At 34.3% G+C, this 23268-nt stretch carries 19 protein-coding genes and 2 tRNA genes (1 of these 21 cut by a window edge); 9 read left to right on the top strand and 12 right to left on the bottom strand.

Features of this window, described 5'->3' with window-relative positions; translation table 11 throughout:
* The 3 genes from RTY06_RS02435 to rseP all read right to left on the bottom strand — a co-directional run.
* Positions 1–53: transfer RNA gene (locus tag RTY06_RS02435), tRNA-Asn, on the bottom strand (it extends 121 nt beyond the left edge of the window).
* A gap of 170 nt (positions 54–223) precedes the next feature.
* A tRNA-Asn gene (locus RTY06_RS02430) sits at positions 224–297 on the bottom strand.
* A gap of 72 nt (positions 298–369) precedes the next feature.
* Positions 370–1878: an RIP metalloprotease RseP gene (gene rseP / locus RTY06_RS02425; protein WP_312822541.1), complete on the bottom strand. Its 1509-nt coding sequence runs from the start codon at positions 1876–1878 to the stop codon at positions 370–372.
* A 184-nt stretch (positions 1879–2062) separates the two neighbouring features.
* On the opposite strand from rseP, the gene RTY06_RS02420 reads away from it, so the two are divergent.
* A complete protein-coding gene (locus RTY06_RS02420; protein WP_312822540.1) occupies positions 2063–2965 on the top strand; it encodes a pirin family protein in 903 nt (300 codons plus the stop codon).
* A gap of 343 nt (positions 2966–3308) precedes the next feature.
* Here the strand turns inward: RTY06_RS02420 and RTY06_RS02415 are convergent, their stop codons facing one another.
* Positions 3309–4505 carry an endonuclease gene (locus tag RTY06_RS02415; RefSeq protein WP_312822539.1) on the bottom strand — a complete coding sequence of 399 codons (1197 nt, stop codon included), beginning with the start codon at positions 4503–4505 and terminating at the stop codon, positions 3309–3311.
* A gap of 221 nt (positions 4506–4726) precedes the next feature.
* Between RTY06_RS02415 and RTY06_RS02410 the strand changes: the two genes are divergently transcribed.
* Together RTY06_RS02410 and RTY06_RS02405 are read left to right on the top strand one after the other, a co-directional pair.
* Positions 4727–7609, top strand: coding sequence for a carboxypeptidase regulatory-like domain-containing protein (locus RTY06_RS02410; protein WP_312822537.1), 2883 nt, complete (start codon positions 4727–4729; stop codon positions 7607–7609).
* 25 nt (positions 7610–7634) lie between these two features.
* Positions 7635–9032, top strand: coding sequence for a DUF5689 domain-containing protein (locus tag RTY06_RS02405; RefSeq protein WP_312822536.1), 1398 nt, complete (start codon positions 7635–7637; stop codon positions 9030–9032).
* Between the two features lie 54 nt (positions 9033–9086).
* Here RTY06_RS02405 and RTY06_RS02400 read toward each other — a convergent pair whose 3' ends face one another.
* Genes RTY06_RS02400 through RTY06_RS02385 form a run of 4 tightly spaced genes read right to left on the bottom strand, consistent with a single transcriptional unit; the run spans position 9087 to position 11441 of the window.
* Complete coding sequence (locus RTY06_RS02400) at positions 9087–9680, bottom strand: DUF4126 domain-containing protein (protein WP_312822534.1); 594 nt, start codon at positions 9678–9680, stop codon at positions 9087–9089.
* 43 nt (positions 9681–9723) lie between these two features.
* A complete protein-coding gene (gene rnpA / locus RTY06_RS02395; RefSeq protein WP_312822532.1) occupies positions 9724–10095 on the bottom strand; it encodes a ribonuclease P protein component in 372 nt (123 codons plus the stop codon).
* Positions 10085–10825, bottom strand: a complete 741-nt coding sequence (locus RTY06_RS02390; protein WP_116034624.1) for a ThiF family adenylyltransferase — start codon at positions 10823–10825, stop codon at positions 10085–10087. Before RTY06_RS02390 ends, rnpA begins: the two co-directional genes overlap by 11 nt.
* Complete coding sequence (locus RTY06_RS02385) at positions 10818–11441, bottom strand: TatD family hydrolase (RefSeq protein ID WP_312822530.1); 624 nt, start codon at positions 11439–11441, stop codon at positions 10818–10820. Before RTY06_RS02385 ends, RTY06_RS02390 begins: the two co-directional genes overlap by 8 nt.
* Positions 11442–11518: 77 nt before the next feature.
* On the opposite strand from RTY06_RS02385, the gene RTY06_RS02380 reads away from it, so the two are divergent.
* Positions 11519–12148 (top strand): TetR/AcrR family transcriptional regulator, encoded by a 630-nt coding sequence (locus RTY06_RS02380; protein WP_116034639.1) that lies wholly within the window; start codon positions 11519–11521, stop codon positions 12146–12148.
* Here the strand turns inward: RTY06_RS02380 and RTY06_RS02375 are convergent.
* Positions 12145–13290 carry a serine hydrolase gene (locus RTY06_RS02375; RefSeq protein WP_312822528.1) on the bottom strand — a complete coding sequence of 382 codons (1146 nt, stop codon included), beginning with the start codon at positions 13288–13290 and terminating at the stop codon, positions 12145–12147. The genes RTY06_RS02380 and RTY06_RS02375 overlap by 4 nt on opposite strands.
* A gap of 85 nt (positions 13291–13375) precedes the next feature.
* Here RTY06_RS02375 and RTY06_RS02370 point away from each other — a divergent pair, with 85 nt between their 5' ends.
* Positions 13376–14617, top strand: a complete 1242-nt coding sequence (locus RTY06_RS02370) for a DUF445 domain-containing protein (protein WP_312822527.1) — start codon at positions 13376–13378, stop codon at positions 14615–14617.
* Positions 14618–14738: 121 nt separating this feature from the next.
* On the opposite strand, the gene RTY06_RS02365 is transcribed toward RTY06_RS02370, so the two are convergent.
* Positions 14739–16406, bottom strand: coding sequence for a DUF6909 family protein (locus RTY06_RS02365; RefSeq protein WP_312822526.1), 1668 nt, complete (start codon positions 16404–16406; stop codon positions 14739–14741).
* 370 nt (positions 16407–16776) lie between these two features.
* On the opposite strand from RTY06_RS02365, the gene RTY06_RS02360 reads away from it, so the two are divergent.
* Positions 16777–18975 carry a glutamine synthetase III gene (locus tag RTY06_RS02360; RefSeq protein WP_312822525.1) on the top strand — a complete coding sequence of 733 codons (2199 nt, stop codon included), beginning with the start codon at positions 16777–16779 and terminating at the stop codon, positions 18973–18975.
* Positions 18976–19198: 223 nt separating this feature from the next.
* Entirely contained in the window at positions 19199–19855 is a 657-nt protein-coding gene (locus RTY06_RS02355) for a C40 family peptidase (RefSeq protein WP_312822524.1), read from the top strand.
* A 48-nt stretch (positions 19856–19903) separates the two neighbouring features.
* Here the strand turns inward: RTY06_RS02355 and RTY06_RS02350 are convergent, their stop codons facing one another.
* A complete protein-coding gene (locus RTY06_RS02350) occupies positions 19904–20920 on the bottom strand; it encodes a phosphotransferase (protein WP_312822523.1) in 1017 nt (338 codons plus the stop codon).
* 46 nt (positions 20921–20966) lie between these two features.
* Here RTY06_RS02350 and xrtF point away from each other — a divergent pair, with 46 nt between their 5' ends.
* A complete protein-coding gene (gene xrtF, locus RTY06_RS02345) occupies positions 20967–21497 on the top strand; it encodes an exosortase family protein XrtF (protein WP_312822521.1) in 531 nt (176 codons plus the stop codon).
* A 317-nt stretch (positions 21498–21814) separates the two neighbouring features.
* Entirely contained in the window at positions 21815–22240 is a 426-nt protein-coding gene (locus RTY06_RS02340) for an exosortase F system-associated membrane protein (protein ID WP_312822519.1), read from the top strand.
* On the opposite strand, the gene RTY06_RS02335 is transcribed toward RTY06_RS02340, so the two are convergent.
* Positions 22237–23235: a cation diffusion facilitator family transporter gene (locus RTY06_RS02335; RefSeq protein ID WP_312822518.1), complete on the bottom strand. Its 999-nt coding sequence runs from the start codon at positions 23233–23235 to the stop codon at positions 22237–22239. The two genes, RTY06_RS02340 and RTY06_RS02335, sit on opposite strands and share 4 nt — an antisense overlap.
* Positions 23236–23268 lie beyond the last annotated feature (33 nt).

The raw sequence follows: 23268 nt of genomic DNA, 5'->3' as shown, positions 1-23268 counted from the left end.
CAGCGACCCTCTGATTAACAGTCAGATGCTCTAACCAACTGAGCTAAAGAGGAATTTTCCTTTGTTTTTTGGTGGTGCAAATATATGATTTTTTATATTAGTTCCAAGAGTATTTTTAATTTGTGTTTCTTTTTTAGAAAAATTATCACAATAGGCTTATTGAATCAAGCCTAAAACTTGGGGAGAGTACATAAAAAAACCACTAGACTAGTCTAGTGGTTTGCTCCTCTTGCTGGGCTCGAACCAGCGACCCTCTGATTAACAGTCAGATGCTCTAACCAACTGAGCTAAAGAGGAATGTCCTTTGTTTTAAGTGGTGCAAATATATAATGTTTTTATATTTGCACCAAATTTTTTGACAAACTTTTTTTAATTTTTTTGACTTAATAATTGTACTATTAGCTTAACTATGTCATTTCCAAATATTAACGCCATAAGTCCTAATAAGAAAATTACACCCACCATTTGTGCGTTTTCCAAGATTTTCTGTGGAACCGGCTTTCTTGTGATGATTTCCCACAATGTAAATAGTACGTGACCTCCATCTAATCCCGGAATCGGAATTAAATTAAGGAAAGCCAACCAAACCGAAAACATTGCCGTAAAACTCCAGAAAAACTCCCAATTGATAGATAAGCTTCCGTCTTTACTCTTATCAACGTGCATATTGTTTACAATCGCAATTGGACCGCCTACTTTTTTGTAACCTTGTATCTTCTTATGGAAAATCAGTTTGAACTGCTTTACCTGCTTTGTCAAAGAAGCAATACTTCTGTCAAAACCTCTTGGAATTGCTTGTAAGAAAGTGTAGCTTTTTGTTACCTCACTTTCTTTAAGAGAACTTTGAGCGAGTTTCAAATCCGGTGTAAAACCTAGTTTTCCTTCTTTATTCACATCTGAGCTGATAGTCAATGGTTGATTATTTCTAACAACGTCCAAAGAAATTTTTCTGCCTTTGTTTGCTTTAAGAATATCACCAATCTGGTCATAGAATTCGATTTTTTGACCATTGATTCCGACTATTTTATCTCCTTTCTTCAATCCTGCTTGTATTGCTGGCATATTTGGAGCAAGACTGTCAACTACAGCAGGGAATCTTGGCGTGATATAAGCTTTAGCTTCATTAGCACCTAAGATATGTGCAATTCCGTCTTCATTTGGAGCGAAATTAACTTCTTTTCCATCTCTTAGAACGGTGATTTCGTTACTTAATAAAATGTCAAGGAAACTGTCTTCCAATCTTTCTTCCGGTTTTCCATCGATTTTCAAGATTTTATCTCCCGTTTTGAATCCTAACAGTTGTGCCGGTTCAGAAACTGCAATTCCATTTTCGAATTTAGCATTATCGTGATAAGTTTCTCCATTGAAATAAGAAAGCGAAGAATAGATTGCCCAAGCCAAAAAGAAATTCACAGTAACTCCGCCAAGCATAATAATCAAACGTTGCCAAGCCGGTTTTGCACGGAACTCCCAAGGTTCAGCCGGTTTAGAAAGTTGAGTAGTATCCATACTTTCGTCCACCATTCCGGCAATTTTCACATAACCTCCAAAAGGCAACCATCCGATTCCGTATTTCACACCTTCGTGTCTTCTCCAGTCATCTTCCGGAAGTTTAGAAATATCGATTGGCTGAAGAACTTTTTTTCCGTCTATTTCTACCTCTTCTTCGGTAGGTTGGTTTTTAGAAAGGAATTTATATTGCCATTTTCCATTGATTTTCTTCATCGCGAAGATGGAAAAATAAGGGTCAAAGAATAAGAAGAATTTGTCTACTTTGGTTTTAAACCATTTCGCCGGCAAGAAGTGCCCGATTTCGTGTAAAGTTACAAGAATAGAGATGCTCAGTACAAACTGAAAAATCTTTAATGCTAATTCCATTAATATGTTTTAAAATTATAGGTTCACAAAGGTAATCATTTCAGTCATAAACTGTACCAACGAAAAATCTTTGTCAAAAAGTCATTTAACATATAAAAATCCTTGCATTAATTTGGGCAGCTTAATTAAAAAGAAAAAGTTCAATAGAAATTATTAATTTTAAGTCCAAATTAAAAATGAAAATATGTCAAATATTCAGATGATAATCGAGGAAAGAGCGGCTGATATTGGTAACTTTCTGGTTGGCAGATTGTTACCTTTTACTCAGAAAAGAAGCGTTGGACCATTTGTGTTCATCGACCATATGGGACCAGCTGCGCTTAAAGATTATGAAAATTTGGATGTCCCACCTCATCCGCATATTGGACTCTCTACGCTTACTTTTTTGTTCGAGGGAGGCATTATGCATAGAGATTCTATGGGAACAGAAATCGAAATCAAAGAAGGCGCTGTCAATTGGATGACCGCAGGAAAAGGCGTTGCCCATTCCGAAAGAACTCCGGAATATCTGAGAACAACCGATAAAAACCTTCACGGATTACAAATTTGGGTAGCGCTTCCAAAGGAATTGGAAACAATGGAACCAGAGTTTTTCCATATTAACAAAGAAGATATTCCAAGTTGGATAGATAATGGGATTAATTATAAACTAATTGCTGGCGAAATCCTCGGACGCAAATCTCCAGTTCCGGTTTATTCGCCATTATATTTCTTAGAAGTAAAAAACACGCTTCAGGAAGACAGAGAAATCATTCTTGGTGATTATCTTTTTGGAGAATCTTCTCTTTATATATTGGAAGGAAATATCGAAAGTGAAGGTAATCTTTACTCTCCAAAGCATATTCTGATTGCTAAGGATTCCAAACTTTGTCATTTTGTTTTAAAACCCAATTCCACAGTTTATATTTTCGGAGGAGAACCTTTTCCTGAGCAGAGATTCATTTATTGGAATTTCGTTGGAACTTCCAGAGAAATCATAGAAGATGCCAAAACAAGATGGCAAAACCACGAGTTTCCTAAAGTAATCAATGATGATGGCTACGTTCCGCTTCCGCCACAGAATAAGAATCTTAAATTGAAAGAATAAATTATCAAAAGCATTTCGAAATATCGGAATGCTTTTCTTTTTTTTCGGATTAAATTAAAAGTTACATTTCTGAAGTAATAAAATTTTTCTCTTAATTTTCACATTAATAACGAAAAAATCAGTTGTAAAATGAAAAAGCTGCATTTAATCATTATTTTGCTTTTATCCATAAGTACTTTTGCACAAACTGTGACAGACTTAAACAACAAAAACAATTTAAAAAAAAGAATCAATCTATGCGGAAAAGATGATTGAAAAAAATCGAGAAAAAAATCGGTAAATAACATTGCAAAAATCTACAAAAAAACCGTCCCAAAATTTGAAACGGTTGATTTTTTATTACTTAAGGTTCTTTTTGCAATACCACAAATGCAGGAAAGTGATCGGAATAACCTCCGGTAAACTTGTCTCCTGACCATGATCTAAATGGATAACCTTTGTAATTTCCCTCTTTGGTAATTAGATAGTCTGGAGCGAAAATTTCTGCTTTGAAAACAGTGTAGTCTTTTCTTAGCTCTTTATTAGGTGAATGTAGGTTGGATGATACAATGATTTGATCAAACAAGTTAGGTGCATCTTGGTAAGCTAAGGAAGCAATACCTTTTTTATACAACGGATACATAAGGTTAAGATAATGGTTTTCTTCCGATAAATCTTTTGGGTTGCCTACTGCTTTAAGCCCATTTTTTAAACTTGGACTAACTGGGTCATCATTGAAATCTCCCATTGCAAATAATTTTGTAGAAGGATCTAGTGCTCTTACGCTATCCATTTGTTGTCTTAAGACCTTTGCAGCAGCATTACGCTTAGAAAGAGAAATAGCTTCGCCTCCTCTTCTTGATGGCCAGTGATTTAGGAAAAATGCAACTTTCTCGTTGTCAAGAAAACCGGTTAAAACTAAAATATCTCTTGTGTATTCTCTTTTTCCTTCGCTACCAAAAATTTTGATTTCTTTTGTCCAGGATTTGGAAGGAGTGAATCTTCTTTTTTGATAGATAAAGGCTATGTCAATACCTCTGTAATCATAAGAGTTATAATGAACAACTCCATAATCATATTTTGCAATAGCTGGTTCTTTTACAAGGTCTTCTACAACTTGGCGGTTTTCTACTTCCAAAAGACCAACCACAACAGGAGCTGTTCCGGTATAAGATTTCCCCATTTCAGAAATCACTTTTGCTTCATTGGCTAATTTTTGTTTATAAACATCATAGGTGTAGTTTTTTCCACTTTTGGGAGTGAACTCTTCTGAGCTACCTTGGATTCTCACGACTTTTTTGCCAATAAGGGACTCGTCATTCCATGGTCCTTTGTAATCTTTATCTGTTACTTCAAGATATTTGATAGAGTCTAAAGGCACACTTCTGTGGAAAGCGGGGTTGCTTCTGTCTTTTGTGCCGTCGATATAGTCTGCAGAACGAATGGTATCCCAAAGGTTTTCAACGTTTAAAAATCCTATGGTAGCGGCGCGAACCTGTCTTTTTTGAGCGGCTACTAAGGAAATGCTAAGAATAGCAACAATAGTAAATATATTTTTCATAATAAAAAATGTAAGGCTACAAAAGTAATTTTTTTTGAACTGTTGTAAAATAAAAATTACAATATTTTAATAATATACAATTATGTTTCGAAAAATTGATAATTTGTTAAAATAAAAAAAATGTTAAAAAGTATTAATTATCAAAAATTTATTTACATTTGCCTTCCGTGTGTAACGGACTGTATATTAGAAAAAAAGAGCAAACAAAACCTAATTGATTTATGATTAAAAAACTATCATTAATCTCCTTATTTACAGTGCTTCCAGCGTCGTTTTATTTTGCACAAACTACGGTTTTTGCATATCTGAAAGATGCAGAAGGGAAACCAGTTGAAAAAGCACAAGTAAGTCTTAAAGGAGAAGGTAATGATGTTTCGGCAGACAAAATTGGATATTTCCAGTTTGTAGATTTAAAAACCGGACATTATCAGATTGTGGTATCTAAGTCAAATTTCGAAACAAAAACCTTGGAATTTGATATTACTACGGAGAAAAGAAAAGACTTGGGGGTTATTACCCTTTACTCAACATTGACAGGCGCGGATCAAGGTCTTGCAATCCTAGATAATGCGGGAGATGAAGACAATGGGCAATCGTCAACAGTAGGTCTATTACAATCTTCTCAAGATGTTTTCAATAGAATAGCAAGTTTTGACCTTGGTGCATATTGGTTCAGACCAAGAGGTGTAGACGGTAGAACTTCTGAAAATATGTTGAATGGAGTGTCTATGGTAAAATCTGATAATGGAAATGTTGATTTTTCTAATTGGGGAGGACTTAACGAAATTGTAAGATACCCCGAGATCTCTGCTAATCATTCACCTTCAGAATATGCATTCGGAGGAGCGAGTGGGGTGATTTATAAAAACACCAAAGCTAGCGAGTATAGAAAAGGTTTCCAAGCTGTTTATTCTATTACAAACAGAAATTACAGACAAAGAGTTTCTTTAAGATATACATCGGGAATGTCTAAAAAAGGTTGGGCATTCACTTTGATGGGAGCTAAAAGATGGGCAGAAGAAGGAATCCAAGATGGAACTTTCTATGATGCTTATGGAACTTATCTTGGGATTGAGAAGAAAATTAATGATAATCACACGATTACATTCAATGCTTTTGCTTCTCCTACAAGAAGATCTACGTCTAGTCCTAATACTCAAGAGGTTTATAATTACAGAGGCGTACATTACAACTCATATTGGGGTTGGCAAAATGGAGAAAAAAGAAACGAAAGAGTTAGAAAAGGTTTTCAACCGATTTTCCAATTGCAAGATTTCTTAAAAATCAATAAAAAATCTAGCCTTTGGACTACGCTTTCTTACCAATTTGGAAAAGATAGTGGATCCAGATTAGATTGGCAAAATGCAAATAATCCATCGCCAACCTATTACAAAAAATTACCAAGTTATTACTCCAATAGTATAGAGTATAATGCATATCATAATGTACAAAATCCTGCATTATATACTGAGTTAATGAACGGTCGCGATGCGGCTATTGAAAATTGGGCGAATAATAATCAAGAAGTTACTCAGATCAATTGGAACAATCTATATAACGTAAACCGTAGTAATGATGCTTTTGACCAGCAGGAGATGTCTACAAAATATGGTCTTACAGGAAAAAGAGCAAAATATTTCTTAGTAAATGACGTAAGTGATGATAAGATCTGGAATGCAGCTACACACTACACCTACAATTTTACAGATAAATCCAAATTTTTACTAAACGTTTCTTATCAGAACTTCCGTTCCGAATATTATAGAGAAGTAGAAGATATGTTGGGTGCAGATTATGTATTGGGAGTTGATCCATTTGCAGATTCTAACAGAAAAGGCTCCTCTGGTCTTTATGATGTGAACGATACCAACCTTGCAAAACATGTTGGCGACAAGATTGGTTATAATTATATCTTAAGAAGACAAGAGGTAAAAGTAAACCCAGGCGTTAAGTTTTCCACAGGAAATTTTGATGTTTTTGTAAGCGGTTTATTTGGATACTCTACTTCTAGCAGAGAAGGATTGTTCCAGCATTATCTTTATCAGGATCATTCTCTTGGGAAAGGTCAAGACTACAATTATTGGAATTATGGTCTGAAAAGCCAAGTTGTTTATAGATTAAATGGTAGAAATTTCTTGGTTTATAACGGCGCATATTTCACAGAAGCACCATTTTTACAAGATATTTTTATCAACCCAAGAAATAATAACTACTCAGCACCAGGTATTAAAAATGTTAAAATTAATGCCAATGACTTGAGTTATGTTGTTTCTACTCCTCAGTTGAAATTGAGAGTTACGGGTTATTTGGTTGATACAGAGGATGATACTAGCGTGCAGAGATTCTTTGCAGATGGACTTACACTTGCTACAAGTACTAATGATGAGACTACAGGAGTAGGAGACCAGACTGCCAGTGCTTTTGTAGTACAGACAATGTCCAATGTGAACAAGAGAAACATGGGTGCAGAATTGGGTGTTGATTATAAGATCCTTCCAACGCTTTCTTTCCAAGGTGTAGCAAACTGGGGAGATTATACTTATAGAAACAATCCAACAGTTTATTTTGCTTCAGATGTTGTAGCAGCGCCATATGTTGATTACGGAAAAACAAACATCAAAGGAATGAAAGTAGGAGGTACGCCTCAAAAAGCTTTCTCTGCTGGATTACGTTACAACAATCCACACTATTGGTGGGTAGGAGCTAACTGGAATTACCTAGATGATAACAATCTTGATCCTAATGCTATTACAAGAAGTGATGAGTGGTATACAAGTAATATTAGTAGCACACCAATTACAACACTTACTCAAGAAAAACTAGACTACTACATGAGTCAAAAGAAACTTCCATCCGCACATTTTATTAATGCTAATGTTGGAAAATCTTGGATTTTTGGGAAATACTATTTGTTGATTTCTGCATCTGTTAACAATATTTTTGATAATACAAATTATATAACTGGTGGATTCGAACAAATCAGAAATACCAAGGGGAATGTAGATTTTGAGAATGATTTTAATAGTAGTACACCAAACTTCGCACCTAAATATTGGTATACACAAGGACGTTCGTACTTCGTTAATTTACAAGTGAGATTCTAAAAAACAATTTTAAAAAAGCAAGAAAATGAATATAAAAAAATACTTCAAAATAAGTCTTGGTGTAGCTGTTTTAGGAGCTTCCCAGATTTCGTGTGTCAAAGATGATAATTGGGATGCACCAGAAATGGTTTGTAATAACAAGTTTGACGCGCCAACTATTACAATGGCAGAGTTTGTAGCTAGCTCTCCAGCAAACGGAGTTTACACTGTACCAGCACAAGATGCTACCAATCCTGCAGTTATTTTTGATGGATATGTTGTGTCTTCTGACGCAAGCGGAAATTTTTACAAAACGATATCTTTCCAAGATAAACCAGAAAACCCAACCGTTGGTTTGGTTGTAGGTGTTAACAAATCTATGAACTATACCGATTTTCCGGTTGGAGCTCACATCAGAATCAAAGCAAATGGAATGGTGATTGGAAAATCCAATGATGTTATCACTTTAGGGGTAAAAGATCCGGATTATGCTATTGGTAGAATTCCAGAGTCTATTATTGGTAGATTTATCTCAGGTGTTTGCAATGGTAATGGTCTAGATATCGCAACTATAGTTCCTCAAGAATTGACTCTTACGCAAATCAAAGATGCCAAATATGTAAATACCTTAGCAATTGTTAAAAATGTTCAATTTGCGTCTAATGAAGTAGGTTTGCCTTTGATGAATAAAGATCTTGCGGGAACTTATGTAGATACTAATAGAAATTTAGTTGATAAAGATGGAAATACAGGAATCGTAAGAACAGATGGTTTCTTTAAAGGAACTTCATATGTTATTCCTGATAAGAGTGGAGATATCACTTTTGTTGTAAGCAAATATGGAACAGGATCTACGCCTTACCAAAATATTATTAGAGGTGTAAGTGATATCAATTTTACAAATCCTCGTTTTGCAACGGGATTATTAGGAGGAACAGATATTGCTTATTCAGGATCTTTTACAGAAAATTTTGAGAGTTATGCCGTTGATCTTGCAAATTTCCCTAAGTATCTTAATTATGCTTATGTAGGTAATAGATATTGGCAGGTAAAAACATTTAGCAGTAACAAGTATATCCAAATGTCTGCAAATGCTGGAAGTGGATCATTCCAAAATTATTTTGTTGTGCCTGTAGATTTTACAGCAGCTAATAGTTTTACTTTTAGAGTCAATGTTGGTTACTATAATGGTGATGCGCTTAAAGTTTATACAACCAATGATTATACTCCGGGTTCTGATATTTCTACAGCTACTTTAACAGACATTACATCTAGCTTTACAATTCCTAAGACACCAACCAATACTTATGGTACTCTTGCAAATGCTGGAACATATACTATTCCTGCAGGTTTAACTGGAAACGGATTTATCCTTTTCAAATATGAGGGAGCAGGAACTGGTGTTACAACAACAATCCAAATTGATGACATCAAAGTTCAATAATAAAACTTATTTTCATTAATAATACAAAAGACCGCAATTTGCGGTCTTTTGTTTTTAAAATATCCCAGAATTTTGTGTCTTCATTTTTCTCCAAAGTTTTCGTCCAAAAAACAGAACTAAAACCAAAAGAACAATCGCAAAAATAAAAGCCAAAACAGGTAAGAAGATAGAAAGAATAGACATCAGTCCAGCTCCTGCGGTTTCTGTGGTAGCAACTACATTATTGCCAATTCCTGCTGTTGTTGCAGTAGAAGCGGCTCGTGTTCCGGCAAATCCTGAAGCAATTGTCGCAGCGGTTCCGCCTCCTGCAATCAGTGCTAAAGCCCATTGAGGAAATGTCCCCAACTCCATAAACTGACTTGCAAATAATATAGAACCAGCAATTGTAGCCAAAGGAATTGTAATCGTGTCCAAAAAATTGTCAACAATAGGAATATAGTAAGCTATAATTTCTATAATGGTTGCAACACCAGTCGTGATAAGCGTAGGTAATCCGGATAACCATTCGAAATTATCCGACATAGGAATCCAACCAAGATAAGAGGCGAGGCTCACAGCAAACATTGGTAAAAAGACTCTGAAGCCAGACGCTGCGGCCAATCCTATTCCGATAAAAGCACTGAGAATGAAAGGTAAAATATCGCTCATTTGTAATTTGTTTGAGAATAAAATTACAAATTAAATGAAAACGTCAGCCTAATTTCTTTTTACAAAGATTCAAAAATTGTTTTTCAACATCAGAAAAATGCTCCGGCAAATCTTTCGAAGCCCAAAATAGCATTGCGATTGATTTCTCACCAAATGCTTCTGTATAAACTGATTTATTAAGTCGGTAAGACTCTCTTAATAAGCGTTTTATTCGATTTCTGTCAACTGCTCTTTTGAAAAATTTTTTAGAAACAGAAACACCAATTTTATGAGAATCAATACTAAGTTTTTCCGAAGATTTCAAATGAATGATTCTAACATTATCCACAGAAAGCCACTTCCCTTTGCCAAAAAGGAGATCTATTTCATATTTCTTTTTCAGTTTTTCGTGGGAAGGATAGCTATTAGTCTTCAATATATTGTTGTCTTCCAGTTAAATAATTAATGACTTCCGCTGCTGCATACAATCCAAAAAGAGCCGGAATGAAACTGATTGTTCCATAAAAGGATCGCTTAAAATTAGTTCCGTCAGTCATTTTCAAGCTATTCTCATCCTGTACCTCTGTTGAGAAAACACAACGGAAACCTTTGTTGATTTTTTCTTTTTTAAGACGTTTTCTTACTTGTCTTGCCAATAGACAATCTCTGGTTTTGTGAAGGTCTCGAACCATTACTTTGCTAGGATCAGTCTTTCCTCCAGCACCCATAGATGATACTAATTTTACCTTATTTCTTCGGCAAGTTATCATTAATGCTATTTTCGGAGTCAAAGAATCAATACAGTCCAAAACGTAATCGAATTTTTCTGATTTTATTAATTCTTCCATTCTTTCTGGTTCCAGAAACTCATTGATTTTGGTAAGATTAAGTTTCGGATTAATGTCCATCAATCGCTCTCCAACCAACTCCACTTTATGCTGACCAATTGTTGAATGAAGTGCTGGCAATTGTCTGTTGATATTGGTGATATCTACAACATCCCCATCCACGATGACCATTTTCCCGATTCCTGCTCTTGCCAAAAATTCTGCAGCAAAAGAACCTACACCACCTAAACCTACTACCAAAACTTTAGCATTTTGTAGCTTTTCAATTCCTTCTTCTTTTATCAGTAATTCGGTGCGTTCTAACCAAAATTTATCCATAATTAATCACATTTTCGAGATTTTCCCACATCTGAGTTTTCAGGTTTTCCAAAGAAATAGATTTGATTTCTGCGACCTTCTCATACAAATTTAAAATCTCAAAATCAGCATTGTCGGTTTCTAAAAATAATCTTTGAATAGGAAAATCTTCAATCAATTTTTGCAAAGATAAGTTATCTAAAGCTGCTTTTCCAAAACTCAGATAAAAGCCAGCTTTCAAAAGTTCTTTTCCGATATTTTCTTTCTTATTGAAACCATGAATTACCAAGGGGACTTTTGCTTTTTTGAAGTGTAAAATCTGCGAAAACCTACGAACACAATGGATGATAATCGGTTTTTTAATTTCTTCTGCCCAGGAAATATGAGCTTGAAAAATTTCAGATTGAAGTTTTTCATCAATAGAAATCAAACCATCCAAACCACATTCCCCAATTGCAAGACAATTTTCTGAAGTCGAGATTTCTTTAATTTTTTCGAAATCAGATTTCCAATGTTCTGTAATGTCTTTTGGATGAAGTCCAATCGAGAATTTTCCAGCAGGAATTTCTTCTTCAAGATTGAGGTTGTAAATTCCAATTTGATTGGGCTTGTGATGATGAAAATCTAGAAAATCCATTATCAAAGATAGAAAAATAGTGCCTATTGTAATTAATGAAAAATAAGTTTAATTTTACATTAAATCTTTCTTTGAGAATGAGAAAAAAATTTACGGATAAACAAATCATTATTCTAGATGTTGCAGAAGAATTAATTGCCAAAAAAGGCTTTGATGGAACTTCTGTGCGTGATATTTGTACAAAAGCCAATATCAATGTGGCGATGATTTCGTACTATTTTGGTTCGAAAGAAAAGATGATGTCCTATCTTTATCAATATCGTGTTCAGCGTACAAAAGAGAGTTTTTCTGAGTTTGCTCAAACAATCAAAGAAGGTAAGCCCGAGATGCAGATGAAGGAAATTGTGAACTATGTGATTTCTTTGCTTTTCAAATACAATTATTTCCATGGTTTTGTAACGCAGGAGATGCGGACTTTGGATAATGTAAAAGATGACCTTCTAGAGTTTTATCAGACTTGTGTTGCGAGAATTGATGAGATTGTGAAAAGAGGGATTGTTTCCGGGGTTTTTCATAATGCACCAAAATCCGAAGATATTCTAACGATGATTATCGGTTCGACTTTGTTTGTTATAAGAAATAAAAATTTTTACGAAATCTATGTTCCTGCAAGCAACGAAGCACAATATGTAAAAGAGGCCGAACAAAAGCTTAAAAATAGTACTCTTCTAAGTGTTTTTGCCTTATTGGACTATGACGCAGATTAGTTTTTATTAGCCAATTTAAAAGCTTCATTAATATAAAACTCTACAACTTTTGGACGGTTTTTAGAGTCTTTTAGAGGATTTTCTTTTTCTCCTAATCTTACAATTATCATATCGTATTGTGGAACCATAATCACAAATTGACCGTGGAGCCCCCACATATAATAGTGATGAATATTAGAATCGTAATTTGTCCATAATCCCATTCCGTAAGCACCTTTAGAATATTCCGATGGTGTTGTCATTTGGCCTACAAAATTTTCATTAATCAAAGGAATATCATTGAATTTTCCTCGATTTAAAAGTAAAGAGCCAATTTTTGCAAAATCTCTTGCGTTGGATTGGATACAGCAAAACGATTTTTCTACGCCCAAGTCATCGGTTGACCATTCTGCATTCTGTTCCATGCCCAGAGGTTTCCAAAATTTTGCAGATGCATATTCGGAGAGGCTTGTTCCTATAGATTTTCCAACAGCAAATCCTAATAGTTGGGTTACGCCACTTTGATATTCAAATTTTTCTCCAGGATTCTGTTTTAGTTTCTTATTGAAAACAACATCTGATAAAGAAAAACCATAATAAGCTTTTGCATTGGAACCAAAAGGATTACTACCATCTTCGTCCCAATCCAGCCCAGCTTCCATAGACGCCAGATTGCCTAAAGTGAGTTTTTTTCCAAAATCATTATTTGAAAAATCTGGATAAAAGTCTGAAAAATGTTGATTAAGTCCCTGGATTCTTCCATCATCAATAGCTTTTCCTAACAATAATACGGTAATAGCTTTTGCCATAGAGAAGGAATTGCTTGGCGTTGTTTTATTATAACTATCCCAATAATGTTCTTGCAGAATTTTCCCTTTCTGAATGACCAAAAATGAAACCGACTCTGTTTCTATCAATTGTTTCTCAAGCTCGGAAGAGATTTTTTGTTTATTATAATTGATATCAATTGGCCAAGGTTTTGGAATGCCTTTGGAGATTGTTTTTGAAGGAAAAAGTTTTCCGTCATCTATAGTTGAGCTGGATTCGCCTCGCAGATAGGTTGATTTGATTCCACGGAAAAGATAATTGTACCCAGTGATATAAATAAGGACGATAACGGATGCGATTATCAAAAGGAAAATATTCAGAACTCTTTTCAACATTGGGAAATACTTTCTTGTAAAAATAAATTTATTTTCCCCAAATATCAATAATTTTGTTTGGAATGATTTTCGATTTTCCTGATTTATGAATGATGAATTGAAAAAACAGCAACTCAAGCGGTATAAAACGTTGGCAACAGGATTGTTTATTCTGATGGCGGTTACTTTCATATCGATGACAATTTTGCAAAAAGAAAATTCTTCGCATTGGATTGGTTATATCCGAGCGTTTTCGGAAGCAGCAATGGTTGGAGCTTTGGCGGATTGGTTTGCTGTGACTGCACTTTTCAATTATCCTTTAGGACTTAAAATCCCACATACCAATCTGATTGAAAATTCTAAAGAAAAAATTGGTGACAATCTCGGGAATTTCGTGGTTGAGAACTTTCTTTCGCCTCAGAATATTCGTCCGTATATTCAGAAACTAAAAATTTCGGTTTATGTTGGCGATTGGCTTTCTAAGGAAAGGAATCAAGATGTTTTGATTAATGAATTGTCTTCAATCATTAAAGATATTATTAATAAACTTGATGATGAATCGGTTGTGAATTTCATTTCAAATAAAGCTGAGGAAATGACGGATTCTATCAAATTAAATTCAGTCATCGGAAACGGAATCGAATATCTTCTTAATAAAAACGACCATCAGAAAATCATTACCAATCTAAGTTCTCAAATCAAAAATTATATTCTGGAAAATCAGGAAATGGTTTCCGAAAGAGTAGCAAAGGAGAGTTTTTTTCTGATTCCAAAATCTGTAGATAATAAAATTGCAGAGAAAATTACTAAAGGCTTAAGTGATTATTTTCTCGAAGTTGAAGAAAATCTTAATCATCCATTACGAGCAGAGATCACTAATAAGATTTTGGATTTTTCTCAAGAGCTTAAAGAAGAACCAAAATGGGAAACAGAATTTGAATCCATCAAATCCGATTTTCTACATAGCGACAAACTAAAGCAGTATTCATCCGACATTTGGCAATCTCTGAAATCGTCTTTAATCAAAGAATTATCCGAAGAAGATTCTAAACTGAAATCTTACGTCCGAAAAAATATCAATGAGTTTGTTTTCAATCTTCAAAACGATGAACAATTCCAAAACCGAATCGACCATTGGGTAAGAGTGACGGCTTATAAATACATTCTGAAAAACACGAAGAATTTTGGAGAATTAATCAGTACAACAGTCGGAAATTGGGAAGGGAAAGAACTTAGCCGAAAATTAGAATTAGAAGTCGGAAAAGATTTACAATTCATCCGAATCAACGGAACTATTGTTGGTGGATTGGTTGGTTTGCTTATTTATACGATTGCTAATTTTATATAGAATTTAATTTTCTCGCTGATTTTACAGATGGCGCTGATTTCAATAAAAATGAATCTGCAAAATCAGAACAATCTGCGAGATTTAAAAACAAAAAAGCCTCCAAATCGGAGGCTTCAAATTTTTATTTCTTCTCAAGAATTTTCTCGATGATTTTATGAGTAATCATATAAGTAGGTTTTACACCTGTAAGTCCAAGTCCGCCGGAAGATAATGTACTTCCCGTTTCCAATGGATTATCCGAAGCGTAATAAGCGTACATCACAAACAAATCCGGAGAAATGTGATGACGGATTTTGCTTGCCACCTGAATCGCTTTTTGGTAATGTGCGCCTTCCATTTCTAGTCCGATTGCTTTCCAAGATGTCGTCATAAAGTAAGAAAGGATATCTTTATTCTGAAGTGATGTTCCTAAAACCGTAACCATTGGTCCTTCAAAAGATTTAACCTCATCATCTACAAAATCTGTAGCTTTCAAAGCGTTTTCGAAAACGTAGTTGTCGGCAGTTCCTTCGAAAATATGAGACGTTGGAATCATAATATCTCCTTTCCCTCCAGTTAAGATTCCGGCTTTACCCATTATCGAAACCGATTTCACTTTCATCATATAAACTTCGCCGTTCACTTCATAAGGTCTTAGTAATTCGTCCATTACTTCGAAAGCTTGTTCTCCGAAAGCATAATCGAAAACCAAAATTACATCGTCTCCTTTATACTTTTGATCAGCAAAAACAGTATTTTTAAGTTCGGTTTTAGCAAGGTCGATGATTTGAACATCAATATTACTTCCGCTGTTATCATCGATGTAAATCATTCCTTCTTTCAAAGCGTGGTCAAGAACTTTCTCCTGAAGGTCTTTCTGGTTACTGATGTCAGCGAATAATTTGTAATCAACTTCTTTGGTTCCTTTTTTATTAAGAGCGTCATTAGCGAAAACCATATTTTTCACCGAGTGCATATTCGCGCTGATGATGTGAAGCGGTCGCATATGAAGGTCATTTTCAACAAGAACTTTTTTGATTTTGTTTGCCCATCTTTCTCCAAAAAGGTGATGTCCAACTCTCTCTTGAAGAATTGCTGAGAAATGGATTTCTCTTTCTCTCACTTCTTTCCAATCTTCGAAACTTATTTGTCCCATCCAATAGATGATTTTGAACAAACGATCCGGGTTTTTATCGTCACCGAAATTGTTGTAAGCATTAAGCGTTTCATCAAAAGTTCTTCCTAAGAAAGATGAAAGATGAATCAATGCGACTTCTTTTTCTTTTCTACTGTATTTTTTTTCTCCTTTTGCAACTTCTTCGATGATTTTCCAAGTACGTCTAGGTCTTCCTCCATCAGTCAAGTCAAAACCGATATTTCTGATTTTGTCCGCTTCCAGATAAAGGAAAGTTAAGTGGGTCAAAATATCATAAATCTCAGAACGACCCAAAAGAACCTCGATGTTCATCTGGTGTTCATCGATTCTGTAGCAGTTTCTACGTCTTTTCTTTGGAACGATTGGCTCGAAACTTCCTTTGTCAAAACCTTCGTCAGAAGTTAAATGAATAAAAGAACATTCCTCAATACCTTCCGGAAGACGGTCAAGAACATAAAGCAAACCATCCAGCTCTATCTTATTAGGAATGCTCATACTTCCGTAGATTTCCGGATTGATAACCATTAAGAGTTTTCTCAATGACTCACCGGAAACTCCTGAAGGTTTGAAAAATCCTCTGTAAAATAAGTGTCTCATAGAGACATATAATCTTTCGATAGCTTCTGTGGTTTCTCTTGCTCTTGAATTTGCCATATATTAAAATTTTTGTAAAAGTCTACAAAGGTATGAATTTTATTTTAAATCAAAATGAATGATTAATTGATTGAATTTCAGGGGTTTGTTTTCTTTTACTGGGTTTCGGATTGTTGATTAGTATTAGTTTTTAAAATTAAACTTTCCTACTTATATCCTAAAATAAAAGTGAAAATAAATTTTCTTCATATTTTGATAACATTTATTAAATATGAAATTTTATTAGATAAATTCTATAATGCGTTGAAAATTGGGGTTGTGTTAATTAATGCGTTAATATTAGGTGTAAATAGCGTTAATTTTTAAGGGGGGTCATATTATTTGAATTGTATTTTTTGTAGATTTGCCCTGTTTAAAATAACACACTTTTATGTCAACATTAAGATTTAAAGCCTTAGCCGAGCTTCCTTTTAGAAATTATAGAAGAGATAATTTCATAGAAGTTCCTGCAAAACTATCCGAATTGTTTTGTCAGAATGTATTCTCAGAAGAGACAATGAGAGAATATTTAACAAAAGAAGCATTCACTTCTATTTTGGATGCGATTAAAAAAGGAACAAAAATCCAAAGACATATTGCAGACCAGGTGGCAGTAGCTATGAAAGATTGGGCTTTGTCAAAAGGTGTGACACATTACACGCACTGGTTTCAGCCGTTGACAGGTGCAACTGCAGAAAAACACGATTCTTTCTTCACGCCAATCGAAGGTGGAAGAGCGATTGAGAGATTCAGTGGTGGAATGTTGATTCAGCAAGAGCCAGATGCTTCTTCTTTCCCGAATGGTGGAATCAGAAATACTTTCGAAGCTAGAGGTTATACCGCTTGGGATCCAACTTCTCCCGCTTTCATTATGGGGACTACGCTTTGTATTCCTTCCATTTTTATTTCTTATACAGGAGAAGCATTAGATAATAAAACCCCTTTGTTAAGAGCGTTGAATGCTGTTGACGAAGCGGCTACAGATGTAATGAAGTCTTACTTCGATAAAAATGTAACCAAAGTTTCTCCAACATTAGGTTGGGAACAAGAATATTTCTTGGTAGATACAGCTTTGTATCAGTCAAGACCAGATTTGGTGATGACTGGAAAAACTTTGTTAGGACACTCACCAGCAAAAGGACAACAGTTAGATGATCATTATTTTGGTTCGATTCCTACAAGAGTAATGAACTACATGAAGGAATTGGAGATCGAATGTATGAAGTTAGGAATTCCTGTAACGACTCGTCACAATGAGGTTGCTCCAAATCAATTTGAGCTTGCTCCAATGTTTGAAGAAGCTAACGTTGCAGTTGACCATAACTCGTTATTAATGGATATAATGGCGAGAATTGCGCACAAGCACCACTTTAGCATTTTGTTCCACGAGAAACCATTTGCTGGTGTTAATGGGAGTGGGAAACATAACAACTGGTCTTTGGGAACCGATACAGGTGAAAACCTTTTGAGCCCAGGAAAAAATCCAAAGAAAAATCTACAATTCTTGACTTTCTTTGTTAATACTTTGAAAGCAGTTCACGATTATGCTGATTTGTTAAGAGCATCAATTGCATCTGCAAGCAATGATCACAGATTGGGAGCTAATGAAGCGCCACCGGCGATTATTTCTGCATTCATTGGAAGTCAGTTGTTCGGAGTTTTGGAAGAATTAGAAAAAGTAACGGACGGAAAATTATCTCCTGAAGAAAAAACAGAATTGAAACTGAATGTAGTTGGGAAAATCCCTGAAATTCTTTTAGATAACACCGATAGAAATAGAACTTCTCCATTTGCATTTACAGGTAACAAATTCGAAATCAGAGCGGTTGGTTCTTCTGCAAACTGTGCGGAAGTAATGACTGTAATGAATGTAATTGCTGCAAAACAATTAAGAACTTTCAAAGTTGAAGTAGATGCTTTAATTGAAAAAGGACTTAAGAAAGACGAAGCAATTTTCAATATCCTTAGAGAATATATCAAGCAGTCTAAAAACATTATGTTTGAAGGTGACGGATATTCTGACGATTGGGCGAAAGAAGCTAAGAAAAGAGGTCTTAATAACTTGAAGACAACTCCAGAAGCGCTTAAAAAAGAATTAGACCAAAAATTCGTTGAGCTTTATGAAGAACTAGGAATCTATTCCCACAGAGAGTTTGAGGCTAGAAATGAAATTAAGTTGGAAAAATATTCTACTGTAATTGATATCGAAGCTAGAGTTTTAGCTGACATTGCAAGAAACCACATCATTCCTGCAGCGCTTAATTATCAAAACAGATTGATTGAGAACGTGAAAGGTTTGAAAGAAATCTTTGGAGATAAAGAATTCAAAACTTTGGCAAAAGAACAATTAGATTTGATTACTAATATCTCTGGAAATGTTTCTCAAATCAAAGTGGGTGTTGACTCATTATTAACTGCTAAAGAAAAGGCTAAAAATACAGCAGGAAGTCAGAAACAAGCTGAAGAATATTGCAACAAAGTAATCCCGTTATTTGAGAACATTAGAGAGGCTTCTGATGCTTTGGAAATGATGGTTGATGATGAACTTTGGCCAATGACAAAATATAGAGAATTGTTATTTACTAGATAGACAATTTCTAAAAAGTTAAAGAATCTTAATAAAAAATAAAACCGCAAAGTCTAAATAAAGGCTTTGCGGTTTGTTTTTTTTTAACATTCTTAAAAAGACTGTTAAAATGTGTTAAACTCAAGAGCTGTCAATTTGATTAGACAGACCCTTTTAACGGTAATGGCTAAATTTGCTATGCAATCACAAAAACCAACCTAAGTCTAACACGAATAATTAAATATATATGAAGAAAAGAGTTCTAGTTTATATCTTATTTGTGACCACGTTTTTCACACTTCAGTCTTGTGTTTCTAACTATGTGGTTTCTAACAATCAAACATACAAAACTGATGCCAAATTTGCTTCTGTAAATATAAAAGCGGTATCCAACAACTCAAATAACAAAGGACAGCATGTATTAGCTTCTATGTCTAATACCAATGATGCAATCAAAAGATCTGCTATTGAGAATGCAATCATGCACAGTAATACGATTGATAATATCTTATCCGAAGCTGAAAGTTACCTAGGAACTCCTTATAGATACGGAGGGACTTCCAGAAGCGGAATAGATTGTTCAGCATTTGTTTTATCTGTTTTTGGAGTAGCTGCAGGAATGGATCTTCCTAGAGTGGCAGCAGACCAATCTCAAGAAGGTGTGGCGGTAGAAAGAACAGAATTACAAAAAGGAGATTTAGTTTTCTTTTCACATAGAAGAGGTAGAATATCTCACGTTGGGATTGTAGAAGAAGTAACTCCAGAAGGTGAGATTAAATTTATCCACGCAGCGACTTCAAAAGGTGTAATGGTTTCATCATTGGATGATAACTATTGGGGACCTAAATTTCAATTCGCAAAACGAATCGTAAAAGAAAATACATTAAGTGTTTTAAATAATTAGAGAGACTGAAAATATTCAGAAAAACCTCAGAAGTCATTCTGAGGTTTTTTATTTAATAATTAAATCTTCAATTTTCTGTTTAATCTCTGGAGTTGTCAATCTCAAAATCAAAAAGTACAATTCTGGGAACTCAACTGCTATTTCTTGCCAGTTTTGATTTAATTTAGATATATTTTCAATGCCTTGCTCAATGCTTGCTAAAAAGTGAAATTTTCTCTGAATCAATCCTCTCAATCCATAAGCGCCTAAAACCTGCAGAAAACGCATCAGTTTCATCCAGTTAAATGATTCTTTCAAATTGTTTTTATCAGTCTCATCCTTCCAAAATGATAAGTAATAATCCAGCATCTCTTCTTTGAAATCATTGGGGAAATTAGCTTTAGCCTGATAGAGAAACGAAATCACATCGTAAGTCGCAGGACCTTCCATTGCAGATTGATAATCGATGAAGAAAACATCATTTTCATCATTGACCAAAATATTTCTTGATTGAAAATCCCGAATCATCAACGTTTTAGGAACAAGCTTCTGAATCTTTTCAGAGATTGCTTTAAATTCTTTTAAAAGTGATGACTTGTGGTATTCGATTTCCAAAATATCTACAAAAAAGTTTTTGAAATAATATAAATCGTGAGTGATTGGAAGATCATCATAACTCTCGTATTCGAAACTGTTTCTGAAATCTACTTTGCCTAAAGTTTTTGTTTGAAGTTCAAAAAGTTTTTCAAGACTTTTTGTAACCAGATTTTTTACACGATTGGTCAATCCTTCTTCAGAGATAATCTCCGAAAGAGTTTTGTTTCCAAGGAATTCCTGAACGTAGAGATTTCTTTCAGAATTGATTTTGAAAATCTTCGGTGTGTTGAGATTTAGACTTTGAAATAGTTCTGTGAAATAGAAAAAAGCCTCATTCTCACGATTGTTTTCGTTGTAAGTAATGACAAAGTTCTCATTGTCGGATTTACCAATATAATTGATTCTAGAAGAACCGCTTTGAGGTAAAGCTTTAAAAAAAATCGATTTTTTTCCTAAGTAGTCTTCAAAAAAATCCTGATGTTGCTGCATAAGGCAAAGTTAATTAATAATAGAATAAAATCGTAATTTTACAACTATGAAAGATTTTCTGCCGGTTCTGAAGATTCTATTAAGGTTTGTTATAGTATACATAGTTTTGGTATTATTGTATCAATTCTATCTTAACGAATATGAGAACGATGTGGTGGATCCGTTTACAAGATGGGTCGCACAACAAGTCGCTTTTTTACAAAGTATTTTTGGATTTCCAACAGTTTTGGTAGATAGTATGCAACTTCACAGTGTTTTGTTCCAGACTTCTGGAAAATTCACGACTAGAATGGTAGAAGGCTGCAACGTGATTTCTGTAGTTATTCTTTTCTCTGCATTTGTTTTTGCGTTTTACAAAGGGGCAAAGACATTTTTATATGTTCTTGCTGGTCTTGTTATTCTTCATATCCTAAATGTCTTAAGAATTGTGATGCTAAATATCATTTTTATAAAATATCCTCAATACGAAAGAGTTGGTCATGACTACATTTTTCCTGCAATTGTCTACGGTGGAGTGGTTGTTCTTTGGCTCATCTGGATTCAGTTTTTTGCATTGAAGAAGACGGATAAATCTTGATTTCCAGTTCGGGATTTCAATTATTAGCAATAAGAATATTTATTTTTGTAATTTTGTTTTCTAACACATGAGAAACAATGAAAAATAAATTTATTACCGAAGTTCAGCTTTCTGATATTTCCTTATTGAATCAAACCGATTCGAATATTTTACACTTCGATTTATAGAAAATTTACTTTCTTAAGTTTATCGGGTATTTATGTTATTTTTTAATCAATATAGATTGAAAAATCCATACTGTTATTTCTTTACCAATTTAAGTTTTTTATAAATGTTCGCTTACGTTTCTATATTGATATCTCTAAAACATTACAAAGATGCTTAGGTGTTTTTGTGTTTTATTGGGAGTTCTCGGTTTGATAGCAATCCGTGGCATAGAAGATCATTTCTTTTATGATCCATTTCTTGTTTTTTTCAAGACCGCCAATCATTCTGCTACTTTTCCAAATTTCAGTTGGGGGAAACTAGTTGTAAGTCAATTGTTTAGATTTGGGCTAAATGTCTTTTTTTCATTGGTGATTTTTCATTTTCTTTTTAAAGATAAAGAATGGACGAAGCAGGCTTTTGTATTGATACTATTGGTTTTCGTGATTGTATTTCCAATTTATCTATTCTGTGTTTATGACAAATTTCAAATTGGATACATGTTTTCATTTTATGTAAGACGTTTTGTGATTCAACCTTTGACAGTTATTCTACTAATTCCTATTTTTTATTACAGAAAAAAGGTTTTGCAGAGTTAATTTTCAATTGTATGCTTATCTGGCTGAGAAATATTCTCACCATTCCAATCTATTTTTTTTGTGAAAATATGTTGGCGAACTGGGCAGTTCTCAACTTGGCATATTGCGCAGGAAGTCGGTTTACAATCATCCATGTGGAAATTAAATTCAACTTTCCTATCTGTATTTTTTGCAATAAGCTTGATGACTTCTTCCATCTCGTTGTGAGCTGTTCTTAGTTCGAAATACCAAGGTAAAGTAATATGCGCATCAATATGAAGTCGGCTCCCAAACTGTTGGATTTTCATATTATGAACGTCAATCCATTCGGGTTTTCGATTTTCATTAAGGAAAGTTGCTAGTCTTTCAAGCATCTCTGGATCAGCTTCATCCATAATTCCACTTAGAGATTTTCTGATGATTTTGTAGCCTATAATAATAATGTAAAAACCAAAAATTAACGCTACAACAGAATCTAACCAAATCAATTTTGTGAAATACACTAAGACTAAGCTTAAAACAACACCCAAAGTTGTAATGGTATCGGATTGAAGATGTTTTCCAGAAGAAACCAGAACGATTGAATTATCTTTTTTTCCTTTTTGAATCGAGATATAACCAATGATGTAATTGATAATAGCTGTTGCCGCAATAATCCAAATTCCTAAATCCAACTTACTAAGAACTTTGCCAGAAATCAAGCTGTTGGTTCCTTCGTAGATAATCATTACACCAGCAATACTAATCAAAGAACCTTCGATAGCGGATGTTACGAATTCGACTTTCCCGTGTCCGTAAGGATGATTTTCATCTTTTGGTTTTGCAGCAAGATATAAGGAATAAAGCCCAAGAAAAGCACTGATTACGTTCACGATGCTTTCCATTGCATCAGAAAATACGGCATCAGAATTTGTCAGTTTCCATGCAACGAGTTTTCCAATAAAGAGAATGATTCCTATTGCCGCAATCCATCTCTGGAAAATGATGTTGTTTTTATGTTCTTTATTCTTTTTCATTGCTAAAAAAAGAATCTTCGAAATTTTCGAAGA

The sequence above is a fragment of the Epilithonimonas sp. genome, assembly GCF_032055105.1.
In the GTDB taxonomy this organism is placed as follows: Bacteria; Bacteroidota; Bacteroidia; order Flavobacteriales; family Weeksellaceae; genus Epilithonimonas.
The sequence above is the reverse complement of the archived record's forward strand: the minus strand, read 5'-3'. Positions and strand labels throughout refer to the sequence as shown.